The sequence below is a fragment of the Streptococcus infantis genome, assembly GCF_047464615.1.
GTDB lineage: Bacteria > Bacillota > Bacilli > Lactobacillales > Streptococcaceae > Streptococcus > Streptococcus infantis_Y.
Map to the genome: position 1 here is coordinate 49,501 of NZ_JASHBO010000010.1, position 23,872 is coordinate 73,372.

Here is a 23,872-nt window from a genome sequence, read left to right on the forward strand (position 1 = left end):
TCACAAACTCCTGAAGCGATGGTAGTGGCGATTAAAGCTTACCTCAATTCGTTAGATAAATGAGAAAGTTTTAGTAGATAATCTAATCATTCGCTAGTTCACTTCTTTTATGGAGTCCATGCTTTGATGCTTGTGATTAGAGTTTAGTTTGGAGTTAAAGAATGCTTTACACTTTTAATCTTATGGTGGGTTTAGAACCCAATGGTGTAGATGTTGCTCAAGCATATCGTGGGAAGGTTTTTCGCGACTTGGGCCTCCCTGCCAGTTTTGTTTTTACACAGGTCCCTCCTCGATATAAATGGGACTACTACCTATCTTTGGGTCATCTTGAGGAAGAAATCCTGTTAGCACATATGTTGTTGACAGATCAGCGTGATATGAGCTTGGGAATCCGTATAGATGATATGAAGCAGCTCTTACATTTGACTGCTGAATGTAAGGAAAATAATTGTGAATTGATTTTTCAAGAACAAGATGGTGTGACTACCATTCTACATAAAAACAGTCTAAAACCGGATTATGTGGATTATGTAGATTATTATGTATTTGGTCGTTTACTTCGTAGAGAACATTATGGTAAGAAAAAGCTGTTCACAGAATTTTTTACAGCAGTGGATGCTGGATTTGGTATAGTAGCTAGAGTTGTTCGCCGACTGTTTCATAATAGAGATGGTTCCATAGCCTTTGAAGAGATTAAGAAAGAGCCAGGTGAGGATACTGAAGCAGTTTATCGGTGTGGAGCGGAGTGGTTCTATAGTGAATCAGAGTTTTTGGAGCGAGCCTTATCAGAGTTGCAGTTTAGTAAAGAGGATCATGTATTTCTTGATCGTCTAGAGAATCTTCCCTTCACATCACCTCTTTTACGTTTAAAAGGAGATGCAAGATTATCCTGTGTTGTGCATTCCATCCATCATTGGGGAGATCAGATCAATTCTGAATATTATCACCTTTTTCAATATGCCGAAGAATTTGATGATATTTTAGTATCAACACAAGCACAGAAGGAAGAATTAGAAGGGCATTTAGGATTACTAGGAAAAACTGGCCAAGTTCGCGTTCTTCCAGTAGCTGCCCTAGAACAGTTGCAATTAGCTGATGAACGAAAACCTTATTCTGTGATGATTGCCGCGCGGTTTGAACGCCGAAAACGGTTAGACTTAGCAATTAAAGCCATCGTTGCTTTTCATGAAATTTGTCCAGACGTCAACTTAGATATCTATGGTCAAGGAATGCTATGGCAGGATATTGAAGCAGAGATTGCCAATCTAGGAGCACAAAATTATATCAATCTTAAGGGGCATCAGACAATTTCAAACCGTTTCAAAGAGTATGAACTTTACCTGGCTACCTCGGAATGGGAAACTTTTGGTATAACTTTGTTAGAAGCAATTGGTTCTGGACAAGCTCTTGTTGGTCTAGATGTACCATATGGAAATCAGACCTTTATTCAGGAGGGTAAAAATGGTTATTTAGTTCCTTTTGATGCTCGTTCGGATGAGGAAATTGTGGGTGGTTTAACAAAAGCTTTAGAGAAAGCCTTCAAACAAATCAAACAGTTCAGGGAAGGCTCTTACCGCTTAGCTGAAGAATATTTATCAGACTGCATAACAAAACAATGGTATGAATTGTTGACTAGAGAATGGGAATAAAAAAAGAAATGATATATTATTATCTGACGAGGGAATGGTCTTCAGATGACGATCGCCTAAAAAAAGATTTAGAACTTATGGGGATGGAACTGAAACTATTAACGATTAACAATATTTTTACTAGTTTTTTTTCTAATCATGAAAATTCAAGTCCCTTACACATGACCCAACTTCCCTTACCTCGATTTTGGGAGGTTCTTTCTTCAGGAGATATCATAGCGGAAGGAAATAAAAAAGGGAAGATTTACTGCTATCCTCAGTGGCCACAAATGGTGGAGGTAGTCGAATGGTATGATAACAAAGGTGTTTGTTGTGCAAGAGATCATTACGATTTATCGGGAACTTGTTTTCATAGAGAAATTTGGAGTGGTGGAAAAAAAGAGATAGACATTTATGGTCAGGAAAATCAAGAGCAACTCTATCTTTTTTCATCTCATGATCGTGCACTTTATCGAGAAGCAAATGGTCGGGAACAGGGGCTTTCTTCAATTGATGAAGCAAGAAAACTGATTTTAGATAAACAATTATCTACAGGTGATTGTTTAGTATTATCAGATATAAGCTTACTTAGGGATATGCCTAACCTCTCATCTAATCAGTTAGTATTTTATATGAGAGAAGAGTTATCCGCGAAAGATATTTCATATCTAAAAGAGCGTTGTGGGAAATTACTGACCCGAGATTTGAAATTAAAGATAGACAATATGAATCTTCCCCTGATTTATCTGCCAACGTTTCTTGGTGTCTTTAGGGAGTTTCGTCCGCATATTTTAATTTTGACAGATACGCAAGAACTAGAGCAAATTGAAGTCCTTGTATCTGCCCTACCAGATTTTGAATTTCATATTGCTGCTTTAACAGTAATGGGAGGGCGCCTGCTAGATCTGGATTGTCATGCAAATGTTCATCTCTACCCAGGTCTGTCTAGAGAGATATATGAGAAACTTTTACAAACGTGTAGCATTTATCTGGATATTTCTCATGCGCAGGAAATACTTGATGGCAACCGTGCAGCTCTTGAAAATGGCATGATCCTTTATGCTTTTAAGGAAACGTGCCACCAGCCAGAGTTTTATGCCACTGACCATGTGTTTCCAAGGGATTGTATCGCAGATATGATTGACGAATTATCTCAACTTGTAAATCCAGAAAAATATCAATCTGCTTATGATAAACAAAAGATGAATCCGTACTTAGCGATCAGGGAAGAGTTGAAGTTACTTCTTTAAATGACGGAGAAACAAAAGAATCATCATGAAATCCATTTATTTTTATAGCATCTATTGTTAATGCTGGGGTAAGTTTAGGATAAATCATATAATGCAGACTGCATCGTCTAAGTAATTCCATGAAAATGAAATTTTTTTCTATGATGATAGAGTAGTTGGGCTTGGATAAAGACATCAACAAATGTATAGCATCTAGTTTAGTACTTCACTTGCTGACAATTTGTATTTCAATCATCAACTTAGTATGGAAGAAATATAATCAAGAGTTTGTGGCTAAGAGAATATGATTGTATCAATCCAGCGATATTTGAAGCACTTAGACTAAAAATTGAAAAAATAAGTGTTATCGTTCCTGTTTATATGTCAGAGGCCTATCTTGAAAATGTTTAGATAGCATTCTTCAACAAACTTATCAAAATCTTGAAGTTATTTTAATCAATGATGGCTTAACGGATGGTTCAGCAGCTATTTGTCAACGATATAAGAATCAAGATGCGCGTGTTAAAGTTTACCATAAGCCAAATGGAGGAGTTGCTTCCAGTCGTAATCGTGCCTTGGAAGCTGTGACAGGTGATTACATTGTCTTTGTTGATAATGATGATTGGCTAGAGTTAGACCATATCCAAAGCCTTTATGATTTATTGGAAAAAACGGATGCAGATATTGCAATTGGTAATTTCACTCAGTTTATTGAAGATCAGGGGAGTTTTTTAATCCATGTAGGTGCAGACAACTATTTTGAACAAGTGTATAGCCCTTTTGATTGGTTCCATCATCAATATGACGGAAAATATAATCTTAGTCAATGTTTTACTGTTCCGTGGGCAAAACTCTATAAAGCGGAGCTTTTCAAGGATATTGTCTATCCAACGGATCAGAAGGTAGAGGACGATTATACGACCTATAAGGTTTACCTTCAAGCAGATAAGATTGCCTATATGAATAAAGCCATTTATATTCATAGAAAACGCTCCACAAGTGTGACTAGAACAGTTAATCTTGCAGATGTTTATCCTTTAAAGAGTATTGAAGAGCGTCTGACTATTTTGAATCTGATTGGGGCACCTCAGGAGTTGTTGGATAAGGAAATTAAGGCTTATAAATGGCGATTATCCATTCATGAAGAAGAAGCATTGAAACGCGGAGATATGGAAGCTTATCAACAGATTTTGGTGAAAAAAGCTATTGAGGCCAAGCGTCGGTGAGAGCGATAGGATTTATAGACTAGTTGATTAAAGAAAAATAATTAGTACAACTTATTGTAAAATAAAAAAATTCTCTGAAGTCATAGGATTTCAGAGAATTTTTTCTTATTCTTCATCTGGTGTGAGAATCATCGGAATGATGATTGGTTCACGTTCCGTATTTTCATAAAGGAATGGTCGAATAGCGTTTACGATAGCGCCATTTACAGACTGAACGCTGGCGTCCTTGTTTTTCAAAGCGATGCGAATTGCATTGAAAAGGATACGTTGGCTTTGGCGAATCAAGTCGCCGGACTCTCTCATGTAGACAAATCCACGGCTGAGAATATCTGGTCCAGATAGAATCATCTGAGACTTGAAGTCAACGGTTGCGACAGCTAGAACGACACCGTCTTCAGATAAATCACGACGATCTTTGAGGACAGCAGCGCCGATTTCACCGATACGATTTCCATCGACATAGATATCCTGAGCGTTGAAATGACCAGCGATACGAGCAGAATTTGCAGTAAGGGCAAGCACATCACCATTGCTCATGATAAATATATTGTCTTTCTCAACTCCAGTATCTACGGCAAGTCCAGCGTGGACTTTTTGCATGCGATATTCACCGTGAACAGGCATGAAGTATTTAGGTTTGATGAGGCGGAGCATGAGTTTTTGTTCTTGCTGACCACCGTGTCCAGATGTATGGATGTTGTTAATCTTACCATGGATAACTTCAACACCAGCTTCCGAAATGATGTTAATCAATTTGTTAACGCTAGTGGTGTTTCCTGGAATTGGGCTAGATGAGAAGATAACAGTATCACCAGGTTGGAGTTGCACTTGACGGTGAGTTCCGTTAGCGATACGAGAGAGGGCTGCCATTGGCTCGCCCTGACTACCTGTACAGAGGATCAGAATCTCACCCGCAGGGTAGTCTTTGATTTCATTTGGCTCGATAAAGGTTCCCTTAGGCGCCTTGATGTAGCCAAGTTCAATCCCATTGACAATGGCCTTCTCCATAGAGCGACCAAAGACAGCGATTTTACGACCAGTCTTAACAGCAGCTTCTGTTGCTTGTTGGAGACGGAAGATATTTGAGGCAAAGGATGCAAAGATGATCCGTCCTTCGATACCTTGGATAATCTTCATGATCGACTGGCCTACAACCTTTTCAGAGTTGGTAAAAGTTGGCACTTCTGCATTTGTCGAGTCAGACAGGAGACAGAGCACGCCTTCTTCACCAAGGGCTGCCATACGGTGCAAGTCGGCAGGTTCACCAACTGGTGTAAAGTCAAACTTGAAGTCACCTGTACAGACGATTTTCCCTTGAGGTGTGTGAATAACGATACCCAAAGGCTCTGGAATTGAGTGGGTTGTTCTAAAGAAAGTTGCCTTGAGATTTTTAAAAGTCAACTCCGTGTTGTGGTTGATTTCGTGAAGTGTAGCGTTGCGTAAAAGTCCATGTTCTTCGAGTTTTCCACGGATCAAGGCAAGGGCCAGTGGACCTGCATAGATAGGGATATTGGCTTGCTTAAGCAAGAAAGGAATCCCTCCGATATGGTCCTCGTGTCCGTGTGTAATCAAAAGAGCCTTAACGCGGTCGATATTTTCTACAATGTAGGAGTAATCAGGGATAACGTAGTCGATACCGAGAAGATCATCCTCTGGGAATTTAATCCCTGCATCAACGATGATGATTTCATCTTGATATTCGATACCATATGTGTTTTTTCCGATTTCTCCTAGACCACCAATGGCAAAAACGCCGACTTCTTCTGGTTTAAGAGTATAGGCCATATTAGAACTCCGTAATTTTGAATGCGCCAGTTTCTTTTTCGTAGTCTAGCAATTTGTCAGATAAGAGTTCGATATACTCGATATTATATTCTGGACGATTTTCTTCGACAAGTTGGCGGGCAGCGATACGTCCTTCAAGTTCTGAACTAGCATCGATGTCTAAGTATAGTGAGCGTGTTGTTTCACGACGTGGGCTGCGTTCTTTTGTTTCTTGATAAAAAACTTTGTAAATCATATGTTTCCTTTCTGTTTTCAGGTCAGCTATATTCAAAAATGCTCAGTTTGAAGCTGGTTTGATTCCAGTTCATTTTTTGTCTTTATTGACCTTGATTCGTTACAATTATCTCAATTATAACATAAAAAGGGGAATTAGTAAAAGACAGAAACGAGAAAGTCGGGGGACGATTTGTTGAGTAAGCGTTTGCAAAAGTAAGGAAAATGTGTTATATTGATAATGGAAGTGAAATTTATTGCTTGTCATAATTCCATATAGATTTTAAGTCAAGGAGGTTGCCCTATGTATAACTTATTTGCTTTTGCTATCGGAGCTCGTTTGGTAGCTTTTATTGTTTTTGTTGCTTGCGTTTATGCGGGGAATCTTCTGTTTACAAAACTGGAACAACGACAAACCAAGTTCTTGTGGAAAATTATCTTTGTGACTCTCTACTCGCTTTTTCTCCTCCTCGTTACCTATGTCGTTTGGTTTGTATTTTACTTTGGATTAAATGCTTAGATGCCCTGCTCATGCTGGGGCATTTTTGTTTGGGGGCAAAGAAAATTCCCATGTGCCAGCTTTTGTAGTATAATAGTAAGCAGACAAAAAGATAGGAATGTGTTATGAAAGTATTAGCTTTTGATACGTCCAGCAAGGCTCTTTCTCTCGCTATTTTAGAGGACAAGCAGGTTCTTGCCGAGACGACTATTAATATTAAGAAAAATCACAGTATTACCCTCATGCCTGCCATCGATTTTTTGATGGCAAGTTTGGATTGGACGCCCAAGGATTTGGACCGAATCGTGGTGGCGGAAGGGCCGGGTAGCTACACAGGCTTACGAATTGCGGTCGCAACGGCTAAGACTTTGGCTCATACTCTGAATATCGAGTTAGTTGGTATGTCTAGCCTCTTGGCTCTGGTGCCCTACCAACAAGAAGGTTTGTTCGTCCCCTTGATGGATGCGCGTCGCAACAATGTTTATGCAGGATTTTATGAAAATGCCAAACCTGTCATACCAGAAGCACACCTGCCCTTTGAGCGAGTGATTGGGCTAATCAAGGGTGCTAGTCAGGTAACCTTTGTCGGAGAAGTTGGTCCTTTTGTGGAGCAGATTCAAGAACACTTGCCAAGGACTAATTATAAAGAAACATTGCCTAATGCAGCCAATCTTGCTCTTTTGGCTTGGGACAAGGAAGCAGACTCCTTGCACGATTTTGTGCCAAATTACCTCAAACGAGTTGAAGCTGAGGAAAACTGGCTTAAGAACCACACCGAGTCTGGTGAGTCTTACATTAAACGCCTATGATAGAGATCAAACGAATCCAACAGCAGTCTGACTTGGCTCAAGACATCTACGCTGTCATGGAAGCTGTTTACCCAGTCAGTCCTTGGACGCTGGAACAAATCCAAGCAGATCTGTCCCAAGACCAGACTTGGTACGCTCTGGCTTATGATGGGACAGAAGTGATTGGATTTCTAGCTGTACAGGAAAATTTTTTTGAAGCAGAAGTCCTGCAAATCGCTGTCAAAAAAGCCTATCAAGGTCAGGGGATAGCATCAGTCTTATTTGCTCAATTACCAGCAGACAAGGAGATTTTTCTCGAAGTTAGAAAGTCTAACCACCGAGCGCAAGCATTTTACAAGAAAGAAAAGATGGCAGTCATCGCTGAGAGAAAATCCTATTACCATAATCCAGTTGAGGACGCCATTATCATGAAGAGAGAAATAGATGAAGGATAGATATATTTTAGTATTTGAGACATCCTGTGATGAGACCAGTGTCGCCGTACTGAAAAACGACGACCAGCTCTTGTCCAATGTCATTGCTAGTCAAATTGAGAGTCACAAACGTTTTGGGGGCGTAGTTCCTGAAGTGGCTAGTCGTCACCATGTTGAGGTCATTACAGCCTGTATCGAGGAGGCGCTGGCAGAAGCAGGGATTACAGAAGAAGATGTAACAGCTGTTGCGGTTACTTATGGACCAGGCTTGGTCGGAGCCTTGCTAGTTGGTTTGTCAGCTGCCAAGGCTTTTGCCTGGGCACATGGACTACCTCTAATTCCCGTTAACCACATGGCTGGCCACCTCATGGCAGCTCAAAGTGTCGAGCCCTTGGAATTCCCCTTACTAGCTCTATTAGTCAGTGGTGGACACACAGAGTTGGTCTATGTTTCTGAGGCTGGTGATTATAAGATTGTTGGTGAAACTCGTGATGATGCGGTTGGTGAAGCCTATGACAAGGTCGGTCGTGTCATGGGCTTGACCTATCCAGCAGGTCGGGAGATTGACGAGTTAGCCCACCAAGGTCAGGATATTTATGATTTCCCACGTGCCATGATTAAGGAAGATAATCTGGAGTTCTCATTCTCAGGTTTGAAGTCTGCCTTTATCAATCTTCACCACAATGCTGAGCAAAAGGGAGAAAGCCTGTCTACAGAGGACTTGTGTGCCTCCTTCCAAGCAGCAGTTCTGGATATTCTCATGGCAAAAACAAACAAAGCCTTAGAAAAATACCCTGTTAAAACCCTAGTTGTGGCTGGTGGTGTGGCGGCTAATAAAGGACTCAGAGAACGCCTAGCAGAGGAAATCACTGACGTCAAGGTTATCATTCCACCTCTTCGGCTTTGCGGAGACAATGCAGGTATGATTGCCTATGCCAGCGTTAGCGAGTGGAACAAAGAAAACTTTGCAGGCTTGGAGCTAAATGCCAAACCAAGTCTTGCTTTTGATACCATAGAATAGAAAGTCAGCTTTAAGCTGGCTTTTTTGCTAAAATATTTTATAATATATTAAAAAAGTAAAAGTTTTTACGAATAGAATAGTAAAGGGAATATTTAAAGGGTGTTTGGTCATGATTGAAAAACAGGAATTAGGAGAATTTTACAAGGAATTACGCCTGGCGAGAAAGCTCAAGCAGTCAGATGTAGCTTGTGCTGGACTAACAGCATCTCAGTTATCCAAGTTTGAGTTAGGGCAGTCTATGCTATCTGCGGATAAGTTGATCCTAGCGATCCAAGGGATCAATGTGACCTTTGATGAGTTTGGTCACAAGCTCAATAACTACCAAGAATCTCCACATATGCGATTTGGTAGAAGGGTTGTGGATCGCTTTGCCCATCAGGATATAGCTGGTTTAGAGCAATTGTTGAAAGAAGTCGAGCAAGAACAGATGGCGCAGACCTATCGTCGTTTGAACTCTATTGTGATTAAAGATGCTATCCATTCACTAGATAAAAGCTACCCACTAGCAGAGGAGGATAGTGAGTTTTTAACTACCTATCTCTATGCTATCGAATCTTGGACCTGGTTTGAACTCTATATTTTTTGCAATACTATGCCCTTCTTGAGTAATCAAGATCTGATCTTTTTATCGACCTCTTTGCTTGAAAAAAACCAAGGAATTTAAAGAGTTAGTGCACAATCGATTGTATTTGAAAGGTGGTTATCTCAATATCATCTCAGAGCTCATGGAGCGCAAACTTTTCTCTTACATCCCAATCTTTGAAGCCGAGTTGGAGAGTATGCTTCGCCCGTATGATGTTTTTGAGAAATTACTGTGGCAGTTTTTAAAGAAAATGAGTGTTTTCCTTCAGACCAAGGGAAGCAATCAAAAAGAGATTGAACACTTTATCCAATCTCTGCAAATATTAGAAAATCCACAATTAACAGCCCTTTTTGAATTACGCTTACAGCAATACAAAGAACTTATTGATTAGCTAGAAATCGCAAATGTGAAATTTCCATCAGAAAAAATGTCAAATATGCGATTTTCTAAAATATATAAGTTTTCGTGTTATACTGTCCATATATAGCAAATCCTAGGTCGCGGAAGTGGTTTACGAATAAAATAATTGAAGGAGTGTAAATAATGTTGAATTTACAATTTGCAGAAACAATGGAACTAACAGAAGTGGAGTTGGAGACAGTTTATGGAGGAAACCTTGTGGTTAATCTAGGCAATGGTGGTGGAATTGCTTTACCGATTTGGGGAGGCGGAGGTATTGGACCAAGCCCTTACGGAGCTTTTGATTGGATGAAAGGACTCTGGGTAGGTTTGGCTGAAAGAAGACGCAAATAAAACTTAAAAGGATCAACTATGAAAAGGAAAGAAACGAAATTTTATCTAGAGACCATTTTAGTGCTCGTGTCCTATTACTTGATTTTTAATCTTGTAGCAAAATTAGACTCAGTGAACCAGTTATCCGATTTTGGATTTTATGGGATGCAAATTTTATTGATAGTAATTGAGGGAATTGTTGCTACTGTCATTCTTGTAAAGAGTCAACGTTGTAAAGAGTACGGTCGATTCCAGTTTCGTTGGTCCTATCTGGGTATCTTCTTTCTTTCCTTTATGTTGATGTTTTTGTGGGTAAATACAACGACTCGGATCTTTCCTAGTACGCAAAATGGGAGTGCAATTGTGAAAGAAGCAGCTAATTTGACAGGAATTAGTTACTTTATAACGCGCATTTTATATGGTAGTCTCATTGCTCCGATAGTTGAGGAGTTAGTTTTCCGTGGACTTCTGATGACAGCCCTATCTAAATTTAAAAAATACTATATTGACGTCATCATTTCTTCCACACTCTTTAGTCTCATCCATGTTTTACAATATGGATGGGTGTTAACAGACTTCATCGTTTATGCAGGAGCAGGTCTGATACTCTGTATGCTCTTTTGTTATACACGTTCAATTTATTGGTCAATGGCACTCCACATCTTGTGGAATAGCTTTTTAATTATCGTCAGCTTATTGGTGTTTGGATTTTAGAAAGGTGAAATATGAAAAAGATAATCTCACGCTACTACTTTTTTGTAGCCATGCTACTGGTCATAGCTTACCAGGAGTTCAGTGGTCTAGTTTTATACAGCGACTTTGCTGCTGGTCTATCTAAATTTGGCTATTATTTTTCGGATATGATGTTGAACTTTCTTGTGGTTCTGCTTGTTTTTATTTTTATGGTAGGGGCAGGAAAATGGCAGAAAATCAACAGTAGAAAATTTAAACGATCCTATCTTTTTTATTCCTTTTTAGCTTTTCTTGCTTTATTTATTTGGAATTTTATTAAATTTTTCCTATTCCCACCTACCCAAAATGGACTTGCTTACCAACTCGCTGCTCCGACTTTTACAGGCGCTACGGCATTTTTGATGTATTTTTTCTATCCTGTGATTGCAGGTCCCATTTTTGAAGAGATGATTTATCGTGGATTGGTGATGACCGCTTTGGAAAAAGGGAAAAAATGGGGACTGGATGTGCTTGGTTCTGCTGCTTTATTTGGAATTTTGCATATCAGTAATTATGGTTGGGTCTTGACAGACTTTTTCGTATATATGGGCGGCGGTATTATATTTGCGGTCTTGTTTAGAGTGACAAAGTCTATTTATTGGCCTATTGGACTGCATATAGTCTATAACGGTATCGGGCATATACTTCCTTTGCTGTTTTAGAGGATTTTGATAATCATAAATCAAGGGATGAGTCCTAATCGTGGTGCTTTTGCTTGGGCTATAGATCTATCAGTTGAGTTGTTTGAGCGTAGTAGAAGATAGGATACTATAGGAGTTGATTTAATGAAGAAAATGAAAGAAATGAAATTTCATCTAGTAACCGGCTTGTTGATTTTGACTAATTACCTCATTTTTAATGTCATACCAGACTTAGATTTTACTGGTACTTTGTCTGATGAGATTTACTATGTATTTCAGGTTTTATTGGTATTTATTCTGGGAACTGTAGCAACAATTATTTTTGTCAAAAGTGAACATTGGAAAGAATATGGTCGGTTCCAGTTTCGTTGGTCTTACCTAAGTGTTTTCTTTCTTTGTTTTTTCTTATTATTCGTGTGGGTAAATCTAGCAACTCGTATCTTTCCTCGTTCGCAAAATGGAAGTACGGTAGTGGAAGTAGCCACTAGTTTGACAGGGTTTAGCTATTTTATTACGCGGATAGTTTATACTTGCATTATCGCACCTGTGGCAGAAGAGGTTGTTTGTCGTGGTTTTGTGATGACAAGCTTGTCTAAATTCAAAAACTACTATATCGATGTTCTTGTTTCTGCTGCCATATTTGGCGCTATGCATGTTTTACAGCATGGTTGGATAACGACAGATTTCATACTCTACTTTGTAATGGGCTTGATATTTTGCATGATGTTTCGCTATACACGCTCTATTTATTGGGCCATAGCTTTACATGCTTCATGGAATACCTTCTTGCTTATTGTTAGTTTATTGGTGTTTGGATTTTAGAAGGGTGATATATGAAAAAGATCATCTCACGCTACTACTTTTTTGTAGCCATTCTACTTATCATTGCGGACCAGTTCCTCATCCGTCTGGTTTTACACAGTGACTTGGCTGCTGATCTATCTGATTTTGCATTTTATCTATCGAGGCTAATGTTGCATTTTCTTGTGGTTCTGCTTATTTTTATTGTTATGGTTTGGTCAGGGAAATGGCAACAAATCAACAGTAGAAAATTTAAAGGTTCTTATCTTTTCTATTCCTTTTTAGCTCTTCTTGCTTTTTTGGTTTGGAATTTCGTCACATTTTTTATTTTCCCACCTACCCGAAATGAAATTTCTTATCAACTGTCCACTCCGAATTTTACAGGAGCTACGGCATTTTTGATGTATTTTTTCTATCCTGTGATTGCAGGCCCCATTTTTGAAGAGATGATCTATCGTGGATTGGTGATGACCGCTTTGGAAAAAGGGAAAAAATGGGGACTGGATGTGCTCGGTTCTGCTACTTTATTTGGAATTCTGCATATCAGTAGTCATGGTTGGGTCTTGACAGACTTTTTCGTATATATGGGTGGTGGTCTAATAATGGCAGTCTTATTTAGAGCAACAAAGTCAATTTATTGGCCTATTGGACTGCATATAGTTGATAATACCATTGCTCAAATTTTACTGTTGCTGTAATTTTACTTGCTGAGTAATATTGGTCTATCCTTGGGGAATGCTTCCCATTTGAATTTAAAAAGGAGTTGTGATGAAAGTATTTATTCAAAATAGAGATTTTAGGCAATTAACCATCAACCAGTGGATTTCAACGATTGGGGATACGATTTTTTATCTGGCATTTCTGAATTATGTGGCAGATGCATCTTTTGCCCCTTTGGCGATTTTACTCATTACGATTTCAGAAACCCTTCCTCAAGTTCTACAAATCTTTCTGGGAGTTTTAGCGGATTTTCAACATCATCGTGTCCTAAAATATACAATTATTAGTTTTGCAAAATTTTTGCTTTACTCTATAGTGTCCCTATCGCTTTCAGGGCAGTCCTTTTCCTTGTTATTAGTAGCATTTATTTGTCTGATTAACCTCTTGTCTGACACATTGAGTTATTTTTCAGGCGCCATGCTCACTCCGATTTTCATTAGAATTATTGGACAAGACCATCTGGCAGAAGCTATTGGATTTAAACAGTCAACCGTTAGTTTAGTGAAAACAATCAGTAATATTCTAGGAGGAGTCTTACTAGGTATTCTATCTATCCAGTTTATTTCCTTACTGAACGCTCTTACCTTTTTAATCGCATTTTTAGGTGTTCTTTTCATAAAAAACGACCTCTTGAAAGTAGAAAAAACGATTAGCTATCAAGAAGGGCTCTCTGTAAAATCCTTTTGCCAGCATTTGGTCCAATCATCGAAATTGATATGGAATATGAATCAGGTACTCTTAGTTTTGTTTATTATCTCTATTAGTCAAGCAGTGATAAATGTTACAGTTCCTGTCTCTACTCTGTTTTTGAGGAATCAGCCCTTTTTGAATTTACAAACAGGTCAATCTCTTGCCTTGTTATCTACTCTTGAATTATCAGCCCTTATTGTCGGAAGCCTCGTGAGTGGCTATCTGAAGAATACAATCTCCATAAAACTAGCCCTATATGCCTCGCTGATTATCCAATTACTCCTTTTAGTTGGCTTTGTGGCAGTTCGTTTTGACTGGATTCTTATCTTTAGTGCCTTGGATGCCTTCTTCGCAGGTATTCTTTCTCCTCGATTACAGGAACTCATTTTTAAACAAATACCTGAGGAGTCAATGGGAGCAGTTCAATCCTCTATCGGTGCTATTACGGTTGTTTTACCTAGTTTATTTACAATAGCTTTGGTAACCATTGCTACTAGCTTTGGAACTCAGGCAGTTAGCTTTGTTTTATTGCTATTCCTTCTAGTTGCCTTTGTCATGCTCTTGAATATCCGTGAAAATATTTAGCGAAAAATTTGTATAATACATGTTTGAGACTGGCCTCCCAGTCTTTTTCTGTTCTTGTCAATCAGCAGACTTTGTTCTATTTTACGAATATGTTATAATAATGTTTGCTGTGACTGTTTGAAAAGCAGTTGCTGAAGGAATGATTAGTGAGGAATTTATGAAAGAAAAAGGATTTTGGGAAGGTGTGCAGGCAGCCATGCCAACGGCTCTGGGGTATGTCAGCATCGGTCTTGCCTGTGGCATTATCGGTGCGCCCTATGTAACACCAGTAGAAATGGGCCTAATGAGTCTCTTTGTCTATGCTGGAAGTGCCCAGTTTGCCATGATAGCCTTGATTGCAGTTCAAGCTCCAGTGGCTGCTATTGCCATGACGGTTTTTTTGATTAATCTGCGTCTCTTCTTGCTGAGTTTGCATGCGTCGACTTATTTCCGTCATACCAGTCTTTGGCAAAACATCGGTATGTCTAGCCTCTTGACTGATGAGACCTATGGCGTTTTGATGGGCGAGTTGGTGCATACGAATAAGGTTAACCCCATGTGGATGCACGGGAACAACCTTAACAGTTATGTAGCTTGGTTTTTCGGAACTGTTGTCGGAACTGCTCTAGGTGGACTTCTACCAAATCCAGAAATTTTTGGCTTAGATTTTGCCCTAGTGGGGATGTTTATTGGGATTTTTACTTCCCAGTTTCAGATTATGCAAAAACGGATTCCTTTGCGCAATCTCTTCATAATTTTAGCAGTTGTAGCTGTATCTTTCTTCTTGCTCTTGACGGTGGTGTCTCAGTCATTAGCTGTTCTGTTTGCGACCTTGCTAGGTTGTACCATGGGGGTGGTCTTGGATGGTCAGTAAGTATATTTTATTAGCAATTGTCTTTTCTGGCTTGGTGACTTGGATTCCAAGAATGATTCCTTTCATCCTAGCCAAGTACAAGGGTTTGTCGCCTATCGTAGAGCGCTTTTTGAAATTTCTACCAGTTTCTATTATCTTTGCCTTGATTCTTTCAAGTGTGGTGACAGGAAAAGTTGGAAGCCTTCCGCAGATAAAGTGGTTAGACTTTTTAGCAGTCTTTCCAACGGCTTTTGTAGCCTTTCGTTACCGCAATCTGGTGGGAACTGTTCTCTTTGGGGTGGTCTTGATAGCAGTCCTACGTTTGGTCTTTTAATCAGCCATAAAGAAAACCTATCACAAATATAGAAATCATATAATAGCGTAATTCCTTTTTTTCTGTTAAGATAAGATTGTATTCTATTTTGGAGGAAATATCATGAAAAAAATCGTTAAGTATTCATCACTTGCTGCCCTAGGGCTTGTAGCCGCAGGTGTATTGGCAGCTTGCTCAGGTGGTGAAAAGAAAGATGCTGCATCTGGTGAAGCAACATCTGGTAAAAAAGAAATCGTTGTAGCAACTAACGCGTCACCAAAACCATTTAACTATGAAGAAAACGGTGAGTTGACTGGTTTTGAGATTGAGGTTGTTCGTGCTATCTTTAAAGACTCTGACAAGTATGATGTCAAGTTTGAAAAGACAGAATGGTCAGGAATCTTTGCAGGCCTTGACGCAGATCGTTACCAAATGGCAGTTAACAACATCAGCTACACTAAAGAACGTGCAGAAAAGTACCTTTACGCAGCACCAACTGCTAAAAACCCTAACGTTCTCGTAGTTAAGAAAGATGATAACAGTATAAAGTCGCTTGATGATATCGGTGGAAAATCTACTGAAGTCGTTCAAGGAACAACATCAGCTAAACAATTGGAAGAATACAACAAACGACACGCAGATAACCCAACTGTCCTAAACTACACAAAAGCTGACTTCCAACAAATCATGGGACGTTTGAGCGACGGACAATTCGACTACAAGATTTTTGATAAAATCGGTGTAGAAACAGTTATCAAAAACCAAGGTTTGGATAACTTGAAAGTCATCGAACTTCCAAGCGACCAACAACCTTACGTTTACCCACTTCTTGCAAAAGGTCAAGATGAATTGAAATCATTTGTTGACAAACGCATCCAAGAACTCTACAAAGACGGAACTCTTGAAAAATTATCTCAACAGTTCTTTGGTGGTTCTTACCTCCCAGCAGAAGCTGACATCAAATAAGTTTGTAAATCATCCATTCTCTCGTAGGTGGATGATTTTGTCCTCTTTGACTATATAGTTTTAAACTATAAGTCTACCTATCTTAAAACAATTTGCTAAATCAAATAAAGTATGAGATACTATTACAGTATTATTTTTAAAGGAGAACGAATCATGAAAATCAAAAAATGGTTAGGCGTAGCAGCTATCGCTACAGTAGCAGGCCTTGCACTTGCAGCTTGCGGAAATTCAGAAAAGAAAGCAGACAACGGAACAGTTGTTAAAATTGCAACAGTGAACCGTAGCGGTTCTGAGGAAGCACGTTGGGATAAAGTCCAAGAATTAGTTGAAAAAGACGGAATTAAATTGGAATTCACAGAGTTTACAGACTACTCACAACCAAACAAAGCAACTGCTGATGGGGAAGTTGACTTGAACGCTTTCCAACACTACAACTTCTTAAACAACTGGAACAAAGAAAACGGTAAAGACCTTGTTGCGATTGCAGATACTTACATCTCACCAATCCGTCTTTACTCAGGTTTGAACGGAAGTGAAAACAAGTACACTAAAGTCGAAGACATCCCAGCAAACGGAGAAATCGCTGTACCTAACGATGCTACAAACGAAAGCCGTGCTCTTTACTTGCTTCAATCAGCTGGTTTGATCAAATTGGACGTTTCAGGAACTGCTCTTGCGACAATCGCAAACATCACAGAAAATCCAAAGAACTTGAAAATTACTGAATTGGACGCAAGCCAAACAGCTCGTTCATTGTCATCAGTAGATGCAGCTGTTGTAAACAATACTTTCGTTACAGAAGCAAAATTGGACTACAAGAAAGCACTCTTTAAAGAGCAAGCTGACGAAAACTCAAAACAATGGTACAACATCATCGTTGCGAAAAAAGATTGGGAATCATCACCTAAAGCTGATGCAATCAAGAAAATTATCGCAGCTTACCACACTGATGAAGTGAAAAAAGTTATCGAAGAAACTTCAGACGGCTTGGATCAACCAGTTTGGTAATAAGATATAAGAGGTGGGAGAGATTTTCCACCTCTTGCTTTTGTATAAAGTCTTGATGATTAAGACGAGTTAGTAGTTGTCCCAAGGATACTAGTCCTCGGTAGAAAGGTAGTGAGAAAATGGTTTTTCCTAGCCAAGAAGAACAAATTGAAAAATTTGAAAAGGATCATGTAGCGCAACATTATTTTGAAGTGTTGCGGACCTTGATTTCTAAAAAATCAGTCTTTGCCCAACAAGTCGGCCTTAAAGAAGTCGCAAACTATCTGGGTGAGATTTTCAAGCGTGTTGGGGCTGAAGTGGAGATTGATGAGAGTTATACGGCACCCTTTGTCATGGCGCATTTTAAAAGTTCACGCCCAAATGCCAAGACTATCATTTTCTACAACCACTATGATACAGTACCTGCGGATGGCGACCAAGTCTGGACAGAGGATCCATTTACGCTTTCTGTGCGTGATGGCATTATGTATGGACGCGGGGTTGATGATGACAAGGGGCATATCACTGCCCGCTTGAGTGCTCTTAGAAAATACATGCAGCATCATGATGATCTACCAGTCAATATCAGTTTCATCATGGAAGGAGCTGAAGAGTCTGCCTCTATGGACTTGGACAAATATTTAGAAAAACATGCGGACAAGCTTCGTGGTGCAGATTTATTGGTCTGGGAACAAGGGACCAAAAATGCCTTGGAACAGCTAGAAATCTCTGGTGGGAACAAAGGAATTGTAACCTTTGATGCTAAGGTCAAGAGTGCCGATGTGGATATCCACTCTAGCTATGGCGGCATTGTAGAGTCAGCTCCATGGTATCTGATTCAAGCCTTGACCAGTTTGCGAGCTGCAGATGGACGTATTTTAGTTGAGGGCTTGTACGATGAGGTCCAAGAGCCTAACGAACGTGAGTTAGCCTTGGTTGAAACCTATGCTCAACGCAATCCAGAGGAAATCAGCCAGATTTATGGCTTGGAATTGCCACTTTTACAAGAGGAACGTACAGCCTTTCTAAAGCGTTTCTTCTTTGAACCAGCACTCAATATCGAAGGAATTCAGTCTGGTTATCAGGGGCAAGGAGTTAAAACGATTCTACCAGCAGAGGCTAGTGCCAAGCTAGAAGTTCGTTTGGTTCCTGGCTTGGACCCGCATGATGTTTTGGATAAAATCCGGAAACAACTAGACAAAAACGGCTTTGATAAGGTAGAATTATACTATACCTTGGGTGAGATGAGTTATCGAAGCGATATGAGTGCACCATCTATTCTCAATGTTATTGAGTTAGCCAAGAAATTCTATCCACAGGGCGTATCTGTCTTGCCAACAACTGCTGGGACAGGTCCTATGCATACGGTATTCGATGCCTTAGAAGTACCTATGGTTGCCTTTGGTCTAGGAAATGCTAATAGCCGAGACCATGGTGGAGACGAGAATGTACGAATCGCCGATTATTACACCCATATTGAATTAGTAGAGGAGCTGATTAGAAGCTATGAGTAGAGATATTATCAAGTTAGATCAGATCGATGTGACTTTTCACCAAAAGAAAAGAACCATCACAGCGGTCAAGGATGTGACTATTCACATCCAAGAAGGGGATATCTACGGAATCGTTGGATATTCTGGGGCAGGGAAATCAACCCTAGTTCGTGTGATTAACCTCTTGCAAAAACCATCTGCAGGTCGAATTACTGTAGATAATGATGTAATTTTTGATGGCAAGGTTACCTTAACTGCGGAGCAATTACGTCATAAACGTCAAGATATTGGGATGATTTTCCAACACTTTAACCTGATGAGCCAGAAAACAGCAGAGGAAAATGTAGCCTTTGCCCTTAAACACTCTGGACTCAGCAAGGAAGAAAAGAAGGCTAAAGTAGCTAAGTTGTTGGACTTAGTTGGTCTTGCAGATCGTGCCGAAAACTATCCTTCACAATTATCTGGTGGTCAAAAACAACGTGTGGCTATTGCGCGTGCCTTGGCCAATGATCCAAAAATCTTGATTTCAGACGAGTCAACTTCAGCTCTTGATCCAAAGACAACGAAACAAATCTTGTCACTCTTGCAAGAATTGAACCGTAAACTAGGTTTGACCATTGTCTTGATTACACACGAGATGCAGATTGTCAAAGACATTGCTAACCGTGTGGCAGTGATGCAGGATGGTCGCTTGATTGAGGAAGGTAGCGTTCTTGAAATCTTCTCTGATCCTAAGCAACCATTGACTCAGGACTTTATCTCAACTGCGACAGGTATTGATGAAGCAATGGTCAAGATTGAGAAACAAGAAATCGTAGAGCACTTATCTGAAAATAGCATTTTGGTACAACTCAAGTATGCAGGCGCTTCTACAGATGAACCACTTCTGAATGAATTGTACAAACATTACCAAGTAACAGCCAATATTCTCTATGGAAACATTGAAATTTTGGATGGTACTCCTGTGGGTGAACTTGTAGTTGTCTTGTCAGGAGAAAAAGAAGCCTTGACAAGCGCTCAAGATGCCATTCGTCAGGCTGGTGTGCAACTAAAAGTATTGAAGGGAGGACAGTAAGATGGCAGAATTGATTAAAGCATACTTACCAAACGTCTATAAGATGGGTTGGTCTGGTCAGGCTGGCTGGGGAACAGCAATTTACTTGACCCTTTATATGACGGTTCTTTCCTTCATCATCGGAGGTTTCCTAGGGCTGGTTGCAGGGCTTTTCCTTGTCTTGACAGCTCCAGGTGGTGTCTTGGAAAATAAAGTTGTTTTCTGGATTTTGGACAAGATTACCTCTATCTTCCGTGCGGTGCCATTCATCATTCTCTTGGCTGTCTTGTCACCCTTCTCTCATCTAATCGTAGGGACAAGTATCGGACCAAATGCGGCTATTGTACCCCTATCTTTTGCAGTCTTTGCCTTCTTTGCTCGTCAGGTACAGGTGGTATTGGCAGAGCTAGATGGCGGTGTCATCGAGGCAGCTCAAGCTAGCGGAGCTACTTTCTGGGACATCGTAGGTGTTTACCTATCGGAAGGTCTACCAGACTTGATCCGTGTGACAACTGTGACCTTGATTTCACTAGTTGGTGAAACAGCTATGGCGGGAGCGGTCGGAGCAGGTGGTATCGGTAACGTAGCTATCGCCTATGGATTTAACCGTTTCAATCATGATGTAACAGTCCTTGCGACACTCATCATTATCCTGATTATCTTTACAATTCAGTTCTTGGGAGACTTTTTGACCAAGAAATTAAGTCATAAATAAAAAAAGAGCCAGCTAGCTCTCAGATTGAAGAAAAAGTCAATTTTGGACAATTTTCTTCAATCTTTTTCTTTTACTAGAGAAAATAAAAAAACTCTTAAAAATAGCATGTATCAGCATTTCTAAGAGTTTTCAAGATGTAGTAAAATTACCGAAAGGGTTTGTCTACTTACTGAGAGCCGTGTGGCTCTTTTTCTATCATATTTTATTTGCAAACTTCTTACTCAGCGCTTGTCCAATAAGGGCACCAAGTAAAGCGCCGATGAGAACACTTGTGATGAAGAGGAGGATATTAGCAGGATTCGGTGCAACCATAATGCGATCGATATAGTTCTGAGATTTTCCACGAGCAACTAGGGTTGCTATGTAAGCTTGAGGTGTCAACCACATGAGTAGGATGGGACCAGTAGTACCAAAAGCAAAAACTAGGAAGGAAAGAAGGTTCTTGACCTTATCTTTGTAGTGGCCAAGATGAGCAATGCCATCTGCTGCAAGACCGCAGATGATTCCTGGCAGAAAGGCACCAGCACCATGCTTACTCCCGAGGAAAAAGAGAGAGATAACAAGTCCAATCGTAGTAATCGCTCCAAAACGAGGTACTTTTGTTAAAAGTAGCATATAGACGCTACCGCCCACAAGAGCAGAAAAGGCAGGGGCATAAAACATATTTCCAGTGTGATCGACAAGGTTTCCTAGTAGAACCCCTACTCCGATGCAGAGAAAGTAGACAAGGGCAGCCACAAGGGGCGTCAAGATATTCTTTTTCATAAATTCTCCTTCGTATATCTGATGTTATTCATTGTATCATGCCTGTGGCAGATTGTAAATGCTGGTTTGGAACTAGTATTTATTAGGAAATGTGGTAAAATAGGAAAAAATAAAAGACGAGTGGTAAGAGTATGAAGAATTTAGGAAAAGTCTTTAAAGAGCTACGAGAATCAAGAAAAATTTCCTTGAGAAAAGCAACAGGTGGACGCTTTTCAGCATCCTTATTGTCGCGTTTTGAAAATGGTCAGAGTGAAATATCTGCTCCAAAGTTAATCACAGCTTTGGAGAATATTCATGCGAGTATGGAAGAATTGTTATTTTTGGCGAGAGGTTTTCAACAGGATGCCTATTCTGAATTTAGAAACAGAATAGTTGAGGCTATCGACCCTCAAGATTTAACATCTTTGCGCACTATCTACCAGAGAGAATATCAACAACTTCCTTTTTCAAAGGATAGACAGCAACACATTCTCAATGCTATTTTGATAAAATCCTATATGAAAGCCATTGATGAGACAGTTACATTGACCTCTGAGGAAGAAAGAGTCCTACATGATTATCTATTTTCTGTTGAAATTTGGGGGCTCTATGAACTGTTGTTCTTTTCTTCCTGCTCTCCTCTTTTATCAGTCCAGCTTTTGACAAAGTATACTCGGGAAATGTTGCGGAAGTCAGATTTCTTGCAAGGAGTTGGGAAAAATCGAAATATAATGCATACCTTGCTCCTCAATGCTTTTATGGCCTGTATTGAAATTGATGATTTTACCAATGCCCTCTATTTCAAAAAACAAATTGAAAAGAACTTCTTTGAAGAAAATGAAACCTATTTTCGAATAGTCTACCTATGGGCAGAAGGTTTGCTTGATAGTAAGCAAGGAAGAGCGGAGGAAGGACAGAGAAAGATGGAGGACGCTATCCGTATTTTCGAGATGATCGGTTGTAGCAAATCTGCAGACTATTATAGAAGTGCCATGGAGTGTTGAATATCTGCAACTAGATAAAATAACTTGAAACGATAGGACTGTGAAGATACTTATTAGTAGTAGAAAATTCTAGCGTTTTCGTTATTCGTTTAATCTGTTGCATATATTCAAAAAATCATTCTCGAGGGATTCTTGATGCTATACTAGAGCTACCATAAAAGTAGTATGTGAGAAAGAGAGGAATCTATATGAAACTATTACTAAGAAATCAAGCTTACAGAGTTTTGAGTTTATCACGATTTTTCAATGCTTTTGGAGCTTCCATTTTTAATTTAGTATTTGTGGTCTATGCCTCGACTTTGCCAGAGGCTTCTGTTGCCGTTGCCATGGCGAATGTTGTGATGATGCTTCCAACTCTTTTTACAGTTTTTGTGGGAATTCGGGCAGATTATACCAAGGACAAGGTCAAATGGATGACCTATGTCGGTTTATTTCAGGCGGTTTTATTTTTTCTAGCAGCCCTAGTTGTTCAGCAAGCTAGTTTCTTTGCCTTTTCGACCCTTTGTCTCATCAATGTCATTAGTGATGTAGCCAGTGATTTTGCAGGTGGCTTGCGAATGCCTCTCGTTAAAGAAAAGGTCGCGGAGCAAGATTTGATGGAGGCTTACTCATTTTCCCAGTTTATTACCTATATTTCTGCTATTGGTGGCCAAGCTTTTGGAGTTTGGCTATTAGGGGTGTCAACACAGAACTTTTCGCTTGTAGCGGGAATCAATGCCATATTTTTCCTAGTGTCAGCTCTCATTCTCTTTTTAGGAAGGGCTGAATTAAGCTTATCAACTCCACTTGTTGATAGTAAATCACTGAAAAATGAGAAACTTTCTATCAAAGATCAATTTTTAACGATTTACCGAAACTTACGTCTCGTTTTTCTTAAAAGTGGACATAAAAACTTTGGTTTTATGCTCTTTGCTATCTTGCTTATCAATGCTTTGGGTGGTGCCTTAGGTGGGATCTATAACATCTTCCTTTTAAATCATTCCTTACTGAATTTTTCCTACAAGGATGCATTGTTTATCTTACAATTGATTACCTTATTAGCGGTTATCATCAGTAGCCTTACGGGCAATGATTATTTTGGGAAGCAATCTCTGCCTAGATTGATGATGTGGGTTACATTAGGAGCCAGTCTAGTTGGTCTATCTAATTTGTTAAACCAAGTCTTGCTCGGGATGCTTTTCGTCTTTTTTACCATGTATGTTTCTGGGAAAATTTCTCCAAAAATTAGTGCTCTGCTCATGAAAAATCTTGCTCCAGAGGTTCTCTCTCGTACCAGTAATTTTTTAGGTTTGTTGTTTACTCTATCTATACCAGTGGGGACGGCCTGTTTTTCACTGGTGGCAGTATGGGATATACAGTTAACATGGGCTCTGTTTGTTGGGCTTTCCTTGCTTGCGATTCTCCTAGCTAGTCTTAATCTCAAAAATGAAATTTAGGTGTTCGTCTTCTTTTCACAC

The 23,872-nt window shown here is 39.6% G+C and carries 24 protein-coding genes and 2 pseudogenes; 23 read left to right on the forward strand and 3 right to left on the reverse strand.

The genetic code is table 11. The annotated features are described in order from the left end of the window. The first annotated feature begins 161 nt into the window (after window positions 1-161). From QM450_RS07055 to QM450_RS07065, 3 genes and pseudogenes are all read left to right on the forward strand, one after another. Entirely contained in the window at window positions 162-1,649 is a 1,488-nt protein-coding gene (locus tag QM450_RS07055) for a glycosyltransferase (RefSeq protein WP_414320115.1), read from the forward strand. Then, window positions 1,640-2,878 (forward strand): hypothetical protein, encoded by a 1,239-nt coding sequence (locus tag QM450_RS07060; RefSeq protein WP_414320116.1) that lies wholly within the window; start codon window positions 1,640-1,642, stop codon window positions 2,876-2,878. The genes QM450_RS07055 and QM450_RS07060 overlap by 10 nt, the downstream gene beginning before the upstream one ends. 327 nt (window positions 2,879-3,205) lie before the next feature. Continuing rightward, window positions 3,206-4,083, forward strand: a pseudogene (locus QM450_RS07065) (glycosyltransferase family 2 protein). A gap of 105 nt (window positions 4,084-4,188) precedes the next feature. Here QM450_RS07065 and rnjA read toward each other — a convergent pair. Both rnjA and QM450_RS07075 read right to left on the reverse strand, forming a co-directional pair. Beyond that, complete coding sequence (gene rnjA / locus QM450_RS07070) at window positions 4,189-5,868, reverse strand: ribonuclease J1 (protein WP_414320117.1); 1,680 nt, start codon at window positions 5,866-5,868, stop codon at window positions 4,189-4,191. Window position 5,869: 1 nt separating this feature from the next. Then, the gene (locus tag QM450_RS07075; RefSeq protein WP_414320118.1) at window positions 5,870-6,103 is read right to left on the reverse strand and encodes a DNA-dependent RNA polymerase subunit epsilon; all 234 of its coding nucleotides are present in this window, start codon (window positions 6,101-6,103) and stop codon (window positions 5,870-5,872) included. 282 nt (window positions 6,104-6,385) lie between these two features. Here QM450_RS07075 and QM450_RS07080 point away from each other — a divergent pair, with 282 nt between their 5' ends. The 18 genes and pseudogenes from QM450_RS07080 to QM450_RS07165 all read left to right on the forward strand — a co-directional run bounded on the left by QM450_RS07080 (window position 6,386) and on the right by QM450_RS07165 (window position 20,667). After that, entirely contained in the window at window positions 6,386-6,601 is a 216-nt protein-coding gene (locus QM450_RS07080) for a hypothetical protein (RefSeq protein ID WP_414320119.1), read from the forward strand. Between the two features lie 104 nt (window positions 6,602-6,705). Then, complete coding sequence (tsaB, locus tag QM450_RS07085) at window positions 6,706-7,389, forward strand: tRNA (adenosine(37)-N6)-threonylcarbamoyltransferase complex dimerization subunit type 1 TsaB (RefSeq protein ID WP_414320120.1); 684 nt, start codon at window positions 6,706-6,708, stop codon at window positions 7,387-7,389. Then, window positions 7,386-7,823 (forward strand): ribosomal protein S18-alanine N-acetyltransferase, encoded by a 438-nt coding sequence (gene rimI, locus QM450_RS07090; RefSeq protein ID WP_414320121.1) that lies wholly within the window; start codon window positions 7,386-7,388, stop codon window positions 7,821-7,823. Before tsaB ends, rimI begins: the two co-directional genes overlap by 4 nt. Next, a complete protein-coding gene (tsaD, locus tag QM450_RS07095) occupies window positions 7,813-8,823 on the forward strand; it encodes a tRNA (adenosine(37)-N6)-threonylcarbamoyltransferase complex transferase subunit TsaD (protein ID WP_414320122.1) in 1,011 nt (336 codons plus the stop codon). Before rimI ends, tsaD begins: the two co-directional genes overlap by 11 nt. A gap of 109 nt (window positions 8,824-8,932) precedes the next feature. Then, window positions 8,933-9,797 (forward strand): annotated as a pseudogene (locus tag QM450_RS07100) (XRE/MutR family transcriptional regulator). 152 nt (window positions 9,798-9,949) lie between these two features. Beyond that, window positions 9,950-10,159, forward strand: a complete 210-nt coding sequence (locus QM450_RS07105) for a hypothetical protein (protein WP_414320123.1) — start codon at window positions 9,950-9,952, stop codon at window positions 10,157-10,159. Between the two features lie 18 nt (window positions 10,160-10,177). Continuing rightward, the gene (locus QM450_RS07110) at window positions 10,178-10,852 is read left to right on the forward strand and encodes a lysostaphin resistance A-like protein (RefSeq protein ID WP_414320124.1); all 675 of its coding nucleotides are present in this window, start codon (window positions 10,178-10,180) and stop codon (window positions 10,850-10,852) included. Window positions 10,853-10,863: 11 nt separating this feature from the next. Further along, complete coding sequence (locus QM450_RS07115) at window positions 10,864-11,532, forward strand: lysostaphin resistance A-like protein (RefSeq protein ID WP_414320125.1); 669 nt, start codon at window positions 10,864-10,866, stop codon at window positions 11,530-11,532. A 123-nt stretch (window positions 11,533-11,655) separates the two neighbouring features. After that, the gene (locus QM450_RS07120; RefSeq protein WP_414320126.1) at window positions 11,656-12,333 is read left to right on the forward strand and encodes a lysostaphin resistance A-like protein; all 678 of its coding nucleotides are present in this window, start codon (window positions 11,656-11,658) and stop codon (window positions 12,331-12,333) included. Window positions 12,334-12,344: 11 nt separating this feature from the next. Further along, window positions 12,345-13,010, forward strand: coding sequence for a lysostaphin resistance A-like protein (locus QM450_RS07125; RefSeq protein WP_414320127.1), 666 nt, complete (start codon window positions 12,345-12,347; stop codon window positions 13,008-13,010). Between the two features lie 70 nt (window positions 13,011-13,080). Next, entirely contained in the window at window positions 13,081-14,307 is a 1,227-nt protein-coding gene (locus QM450_RS07130; protein ID WP_414320128.1) for an MFS transporter, read from the forward strand. A 157-nt stretch (window positions 14,308-14,464) separates the two neighbouring features. Then, on the forward strand, window positions 14,465-15,160 hold the full coding sequence (locus QM450_RS07135) for an AzlC family ABC transporter permease (protein WP_414320129.1): 696 nt from the start codon (window positions 14,465-14,467) through the stop codon (window positions 15,158-15,160). Then, window positions 15,150-15,473: an AzlD domain-containing protein gene (locus QM450_RS07140; RefSeq protein ID WP_414320130.1), complete on the forward strand. Its 324-nt coding sequence runs from the start codon at window positions 15,150-15,152 to the stop codon at window positions 15,471-15,473. The genes QM450_RS07135 and QM450_RS07140 overlap by 11 nt, the downstream gene beginning before the upstream one ends. 102 nt (window positions 15,474-15,575) lie before the next feature. Continuing rightward, complete coding sequence (locus tag QM450_RS07145) at window positions 15,576-16,418, forward strand: transporter substrate-binding domain-containing protein (protein ID WP_414320131.1); 843 nt, start codon at window positions 15,576-15,578, stop codon at window positions 16,416-16,418. A 153-nt stretch (window positions 16,419-16,571) separates the two neighbouring features. Beyond that, window positions 16,572-17,426, forward strand: a complete 855-nt coding sequence (locus tag QM450_RS07150) for a MetQ/NlpA family ABC transporter substrate-binding protein (RefSeq protein WP_414320132.1) — start codon at window positions 16,572-16,574, stop codon at window positions 17,424-17,426. 119 nt (window positions 17,427-17,545) lie between these two features. Then, complete coding sequence (locus tag QM450_RS07155) at window positions 17,546-18,919, forward strand: M20 family metallopeptidase (RefSeq protein ID WP_414320133.1); 1,374 nt, start codon at window positions 17,546-17,548, stop codon at window positions 18,917-18,919. Continuing rightward, window positions 18,912-19,973, forward strand: coding sequence for a methionine ABC transporter ATP-binding protein (locus QM450_RS07160; protein WP_414320134.1), 1,062 nt, complete (start codon window positions 18,912-18,914; stop codon window positions 19,971-19,973). The genes QM450_RS07155 and QM450_RS07160 overlap by 8 nt, the downstream gene beginning before the upstream one ends. 1 nt (window position 19,974) lies before the next feature. Next, complete coding sequence (locus QM450_RS07165; RefSeq protein WP_004250431.1) at window positions 19,975-20,667, forward strand: methionine ABC transporter permease; 693 nt, start codon at window positions 19,975-19,977, stop codon at window positions 20,665-20,667. A 195-nt stretch (window positions 20,668-20,862) separates the two neighbouring features. Here QM450_RS07165 and QM450_RS07170 read toward each other — a convergent pair whose 3' ends face one another. Then, entirely contained in the window at window positions 20,863-21,432 is a 570-nt protein-coding gene (locus QM450_RS07170) for an MptD family putative ECF transporter S component (RefSeq protein ID WP_414320135.1), read from the reverse strand. Window positions 21,433-21,563: 131 nt separating this feature from the next. Between QM450_RS07170 and QM450_RS07175 the strand changes: the two genes are divergently transcribed. Continuing rightward, complete coding sequence (locus tag QM450_RS07175) at window positions 21,564-22,415, forward strand: Rgg/GadR/MutR family transcriptional regulator (RefSeq protein ID WP_414310724.1); 852 nt, start codon at window positions 21,564-21,566, stop codon at window positions 22,413-22,415. A gap of 188 nt (window positions 22,416-22,603) precedes the next feature. Further along, window positions 22,604-23,851, forward strand: coding sequence for a transporter (locus QM450_RS07180; RefSeq protein ID WP_414320136.1), 1,248 nt, complete (start codon window positions 22,604-22,606; stop codon window positions 23,849-23,851). Window positions 23,852-23,872: the final 21 nt, after the last annotated feature.

Bases quoted from the DNA above. Each gene is read 5' to 3' on its own strand.
- QM450_RS07055 (WP_414320115.1), top strand. From the start codon at position 162: ATGCTTTACACTTTTAATCTTATGGTGGGTTTAGAACCCAATGGTGTA.
- QM450_RS07060 (WP_414320116.1), top strand. From the start codon at position 1,640: ATGGGAATAAAAAAAGAAATGATATATTATTATCTGACGAGGGAATGG.
- rnjA (WP_414320117.1), bottom strand. From the start codon at position 5,868: ATGGCCTATACTCTTAAACCAGAAGAAGTCGGCGTTTTTGCCATTGGT.
- QM450_RS07075 (WP_414320118.1), bottom strand. From the start codon at position 6,103: ATGATTTACAAAGTTTTTTATCAAGAAACAAAAGAACGCAGCCCACGT.
- QM450_RS07080 (WP_414320119.1), top strand. From the start codon at position 6,386: ATGTATAACTTATTTGCTTTTGCTATCGGAGCTCGTTTGGTAGCTTTT.
- tsaB (WP_414320120.1), top strand. From the start codon at position 6,706: ATGAAAGTATTAGCTTTTGATACGTCCAGCAAGGCTCTTTCTCTCGCT.
- rimI (WP_414320121.1), top strand. From the start codon at position 7,386: ATGATAGAGATCAAACGAATCCAACAGCAGTCTGACTTGGCTCAAGAC.
- tsaD (WP_414320122.1), top strand. From the start codon at position 7,813: ATGAAGGATAGATATATTTTAGTATTTGAGACATCCTGTGATGAGACC.
- QM450_RS07105 (WP_414320123.1), top strand. From the start codon at position 9,950: ATGTTGAATTTACAATTTGCAGAAACAATGGAACTAACAGAAGTGGAG.
- QM450_RS07110 (WP_414320124.1), top strand. From the start codon at position 10,178: ATGAAAAGGAAAGAAACGAAATTTTATCTAGAGACCATTTTAGTGCTC.
- QM450_RS07115 (WP_414320125.1), top strand. From the start codon at position 10,864: ATGAAAAAGATAATCTCACGCTACTACTTTTTTGTAGCCATGCTACTG.
- QM450_RS07120 (WP_414320126.1), top strand. From the start codon at position 11,656: ATGAAGAAAATGAAAGAAATGAAATTTCATCTAGTAACCGGCTTGTTG.
- QM450_RS07125 (WP_414320127.1), top strand. From the start codon at position 12,345: ATGAAAAAGATCATCTCACGCTACTACTTTTTTGTAGCCATTCTACTT.
- QM450_RS07130 (WP_414320128.1), top strand. From the start codon at position 13,081: ATGAAAGTATTTATTCAAAATAGAGATTTTAGGCAATTAACCATCAAC.
- QM450_RS07135 (WP_414320129.1), top strand. From the start codon at position 14,465: ATGAAAGAAAAAGGATTTTGGGAAGGTGTGCAGGCAGCCATGCCAACG.
- QM450_RS07140 (WP_414320130.1), top strand. From the start codon at position 15,150: ATGGTCAGTAAGTATATTTTATTAGCAATTGTCTTTTCTGGCTTGGTG.
- QM450_RS07145 (WP_414320131.1), top strand. From the start codon at position 15,576: ATGAAAAAAATCGTTAAGTATTCATCACTTGCTGCCCTAGGGCTTGTA.
- QM450_RS07150 (WP_414320132.1), top strand. From the start codon at position 16,572: ATGAAAATCAAAAAATGGTTAGGCGTAGCAGCTATCGCTACAGTAGCA.
- QM450_RS07155 (WP_414320133.1), top strand. From the start codon at position 17,546: ATGGTTTTTCCTAGCCAAGAAGAACAAATTGAAAAATTTGAAAAGGAT.
- QM450_RS07160 (WP_414320134.1), top strand. From the start codon at position 18,912: ATGAGTAGAGATATTATCAAGTTAGATCAGATCGATGTGACTTTTCAC.
- QM450_RS07165 (WP_004250431.1), top strand. From the start codon at position 19,975: ATGGCAGAATTGATTAAAGCATACTTACCAAACGTCTATAAGATGGGT.
- QM450_RS07170 (WP_414320135.1), bottom strand. From the start codon at position 21,432: ATGAAAAAGAATATCTTGACGCCCCTTGTGGCTGCCCTTGTCTACTTT.
- QM450_RS07175 (WP_414310724.1), top strand. From the start codon at position 21,564: ATGAAGAATTTAGGAAAAGTCTTTAAAGAGCTACGAGAATCAAGAAAA.
- QM450_RS07180 (WP_414320136.1), top strand. From the start codon at position 22,604: ATGAAACTATTACTAAGAAATCAAGCTTACAGAGTTTTGAGTTTATCA.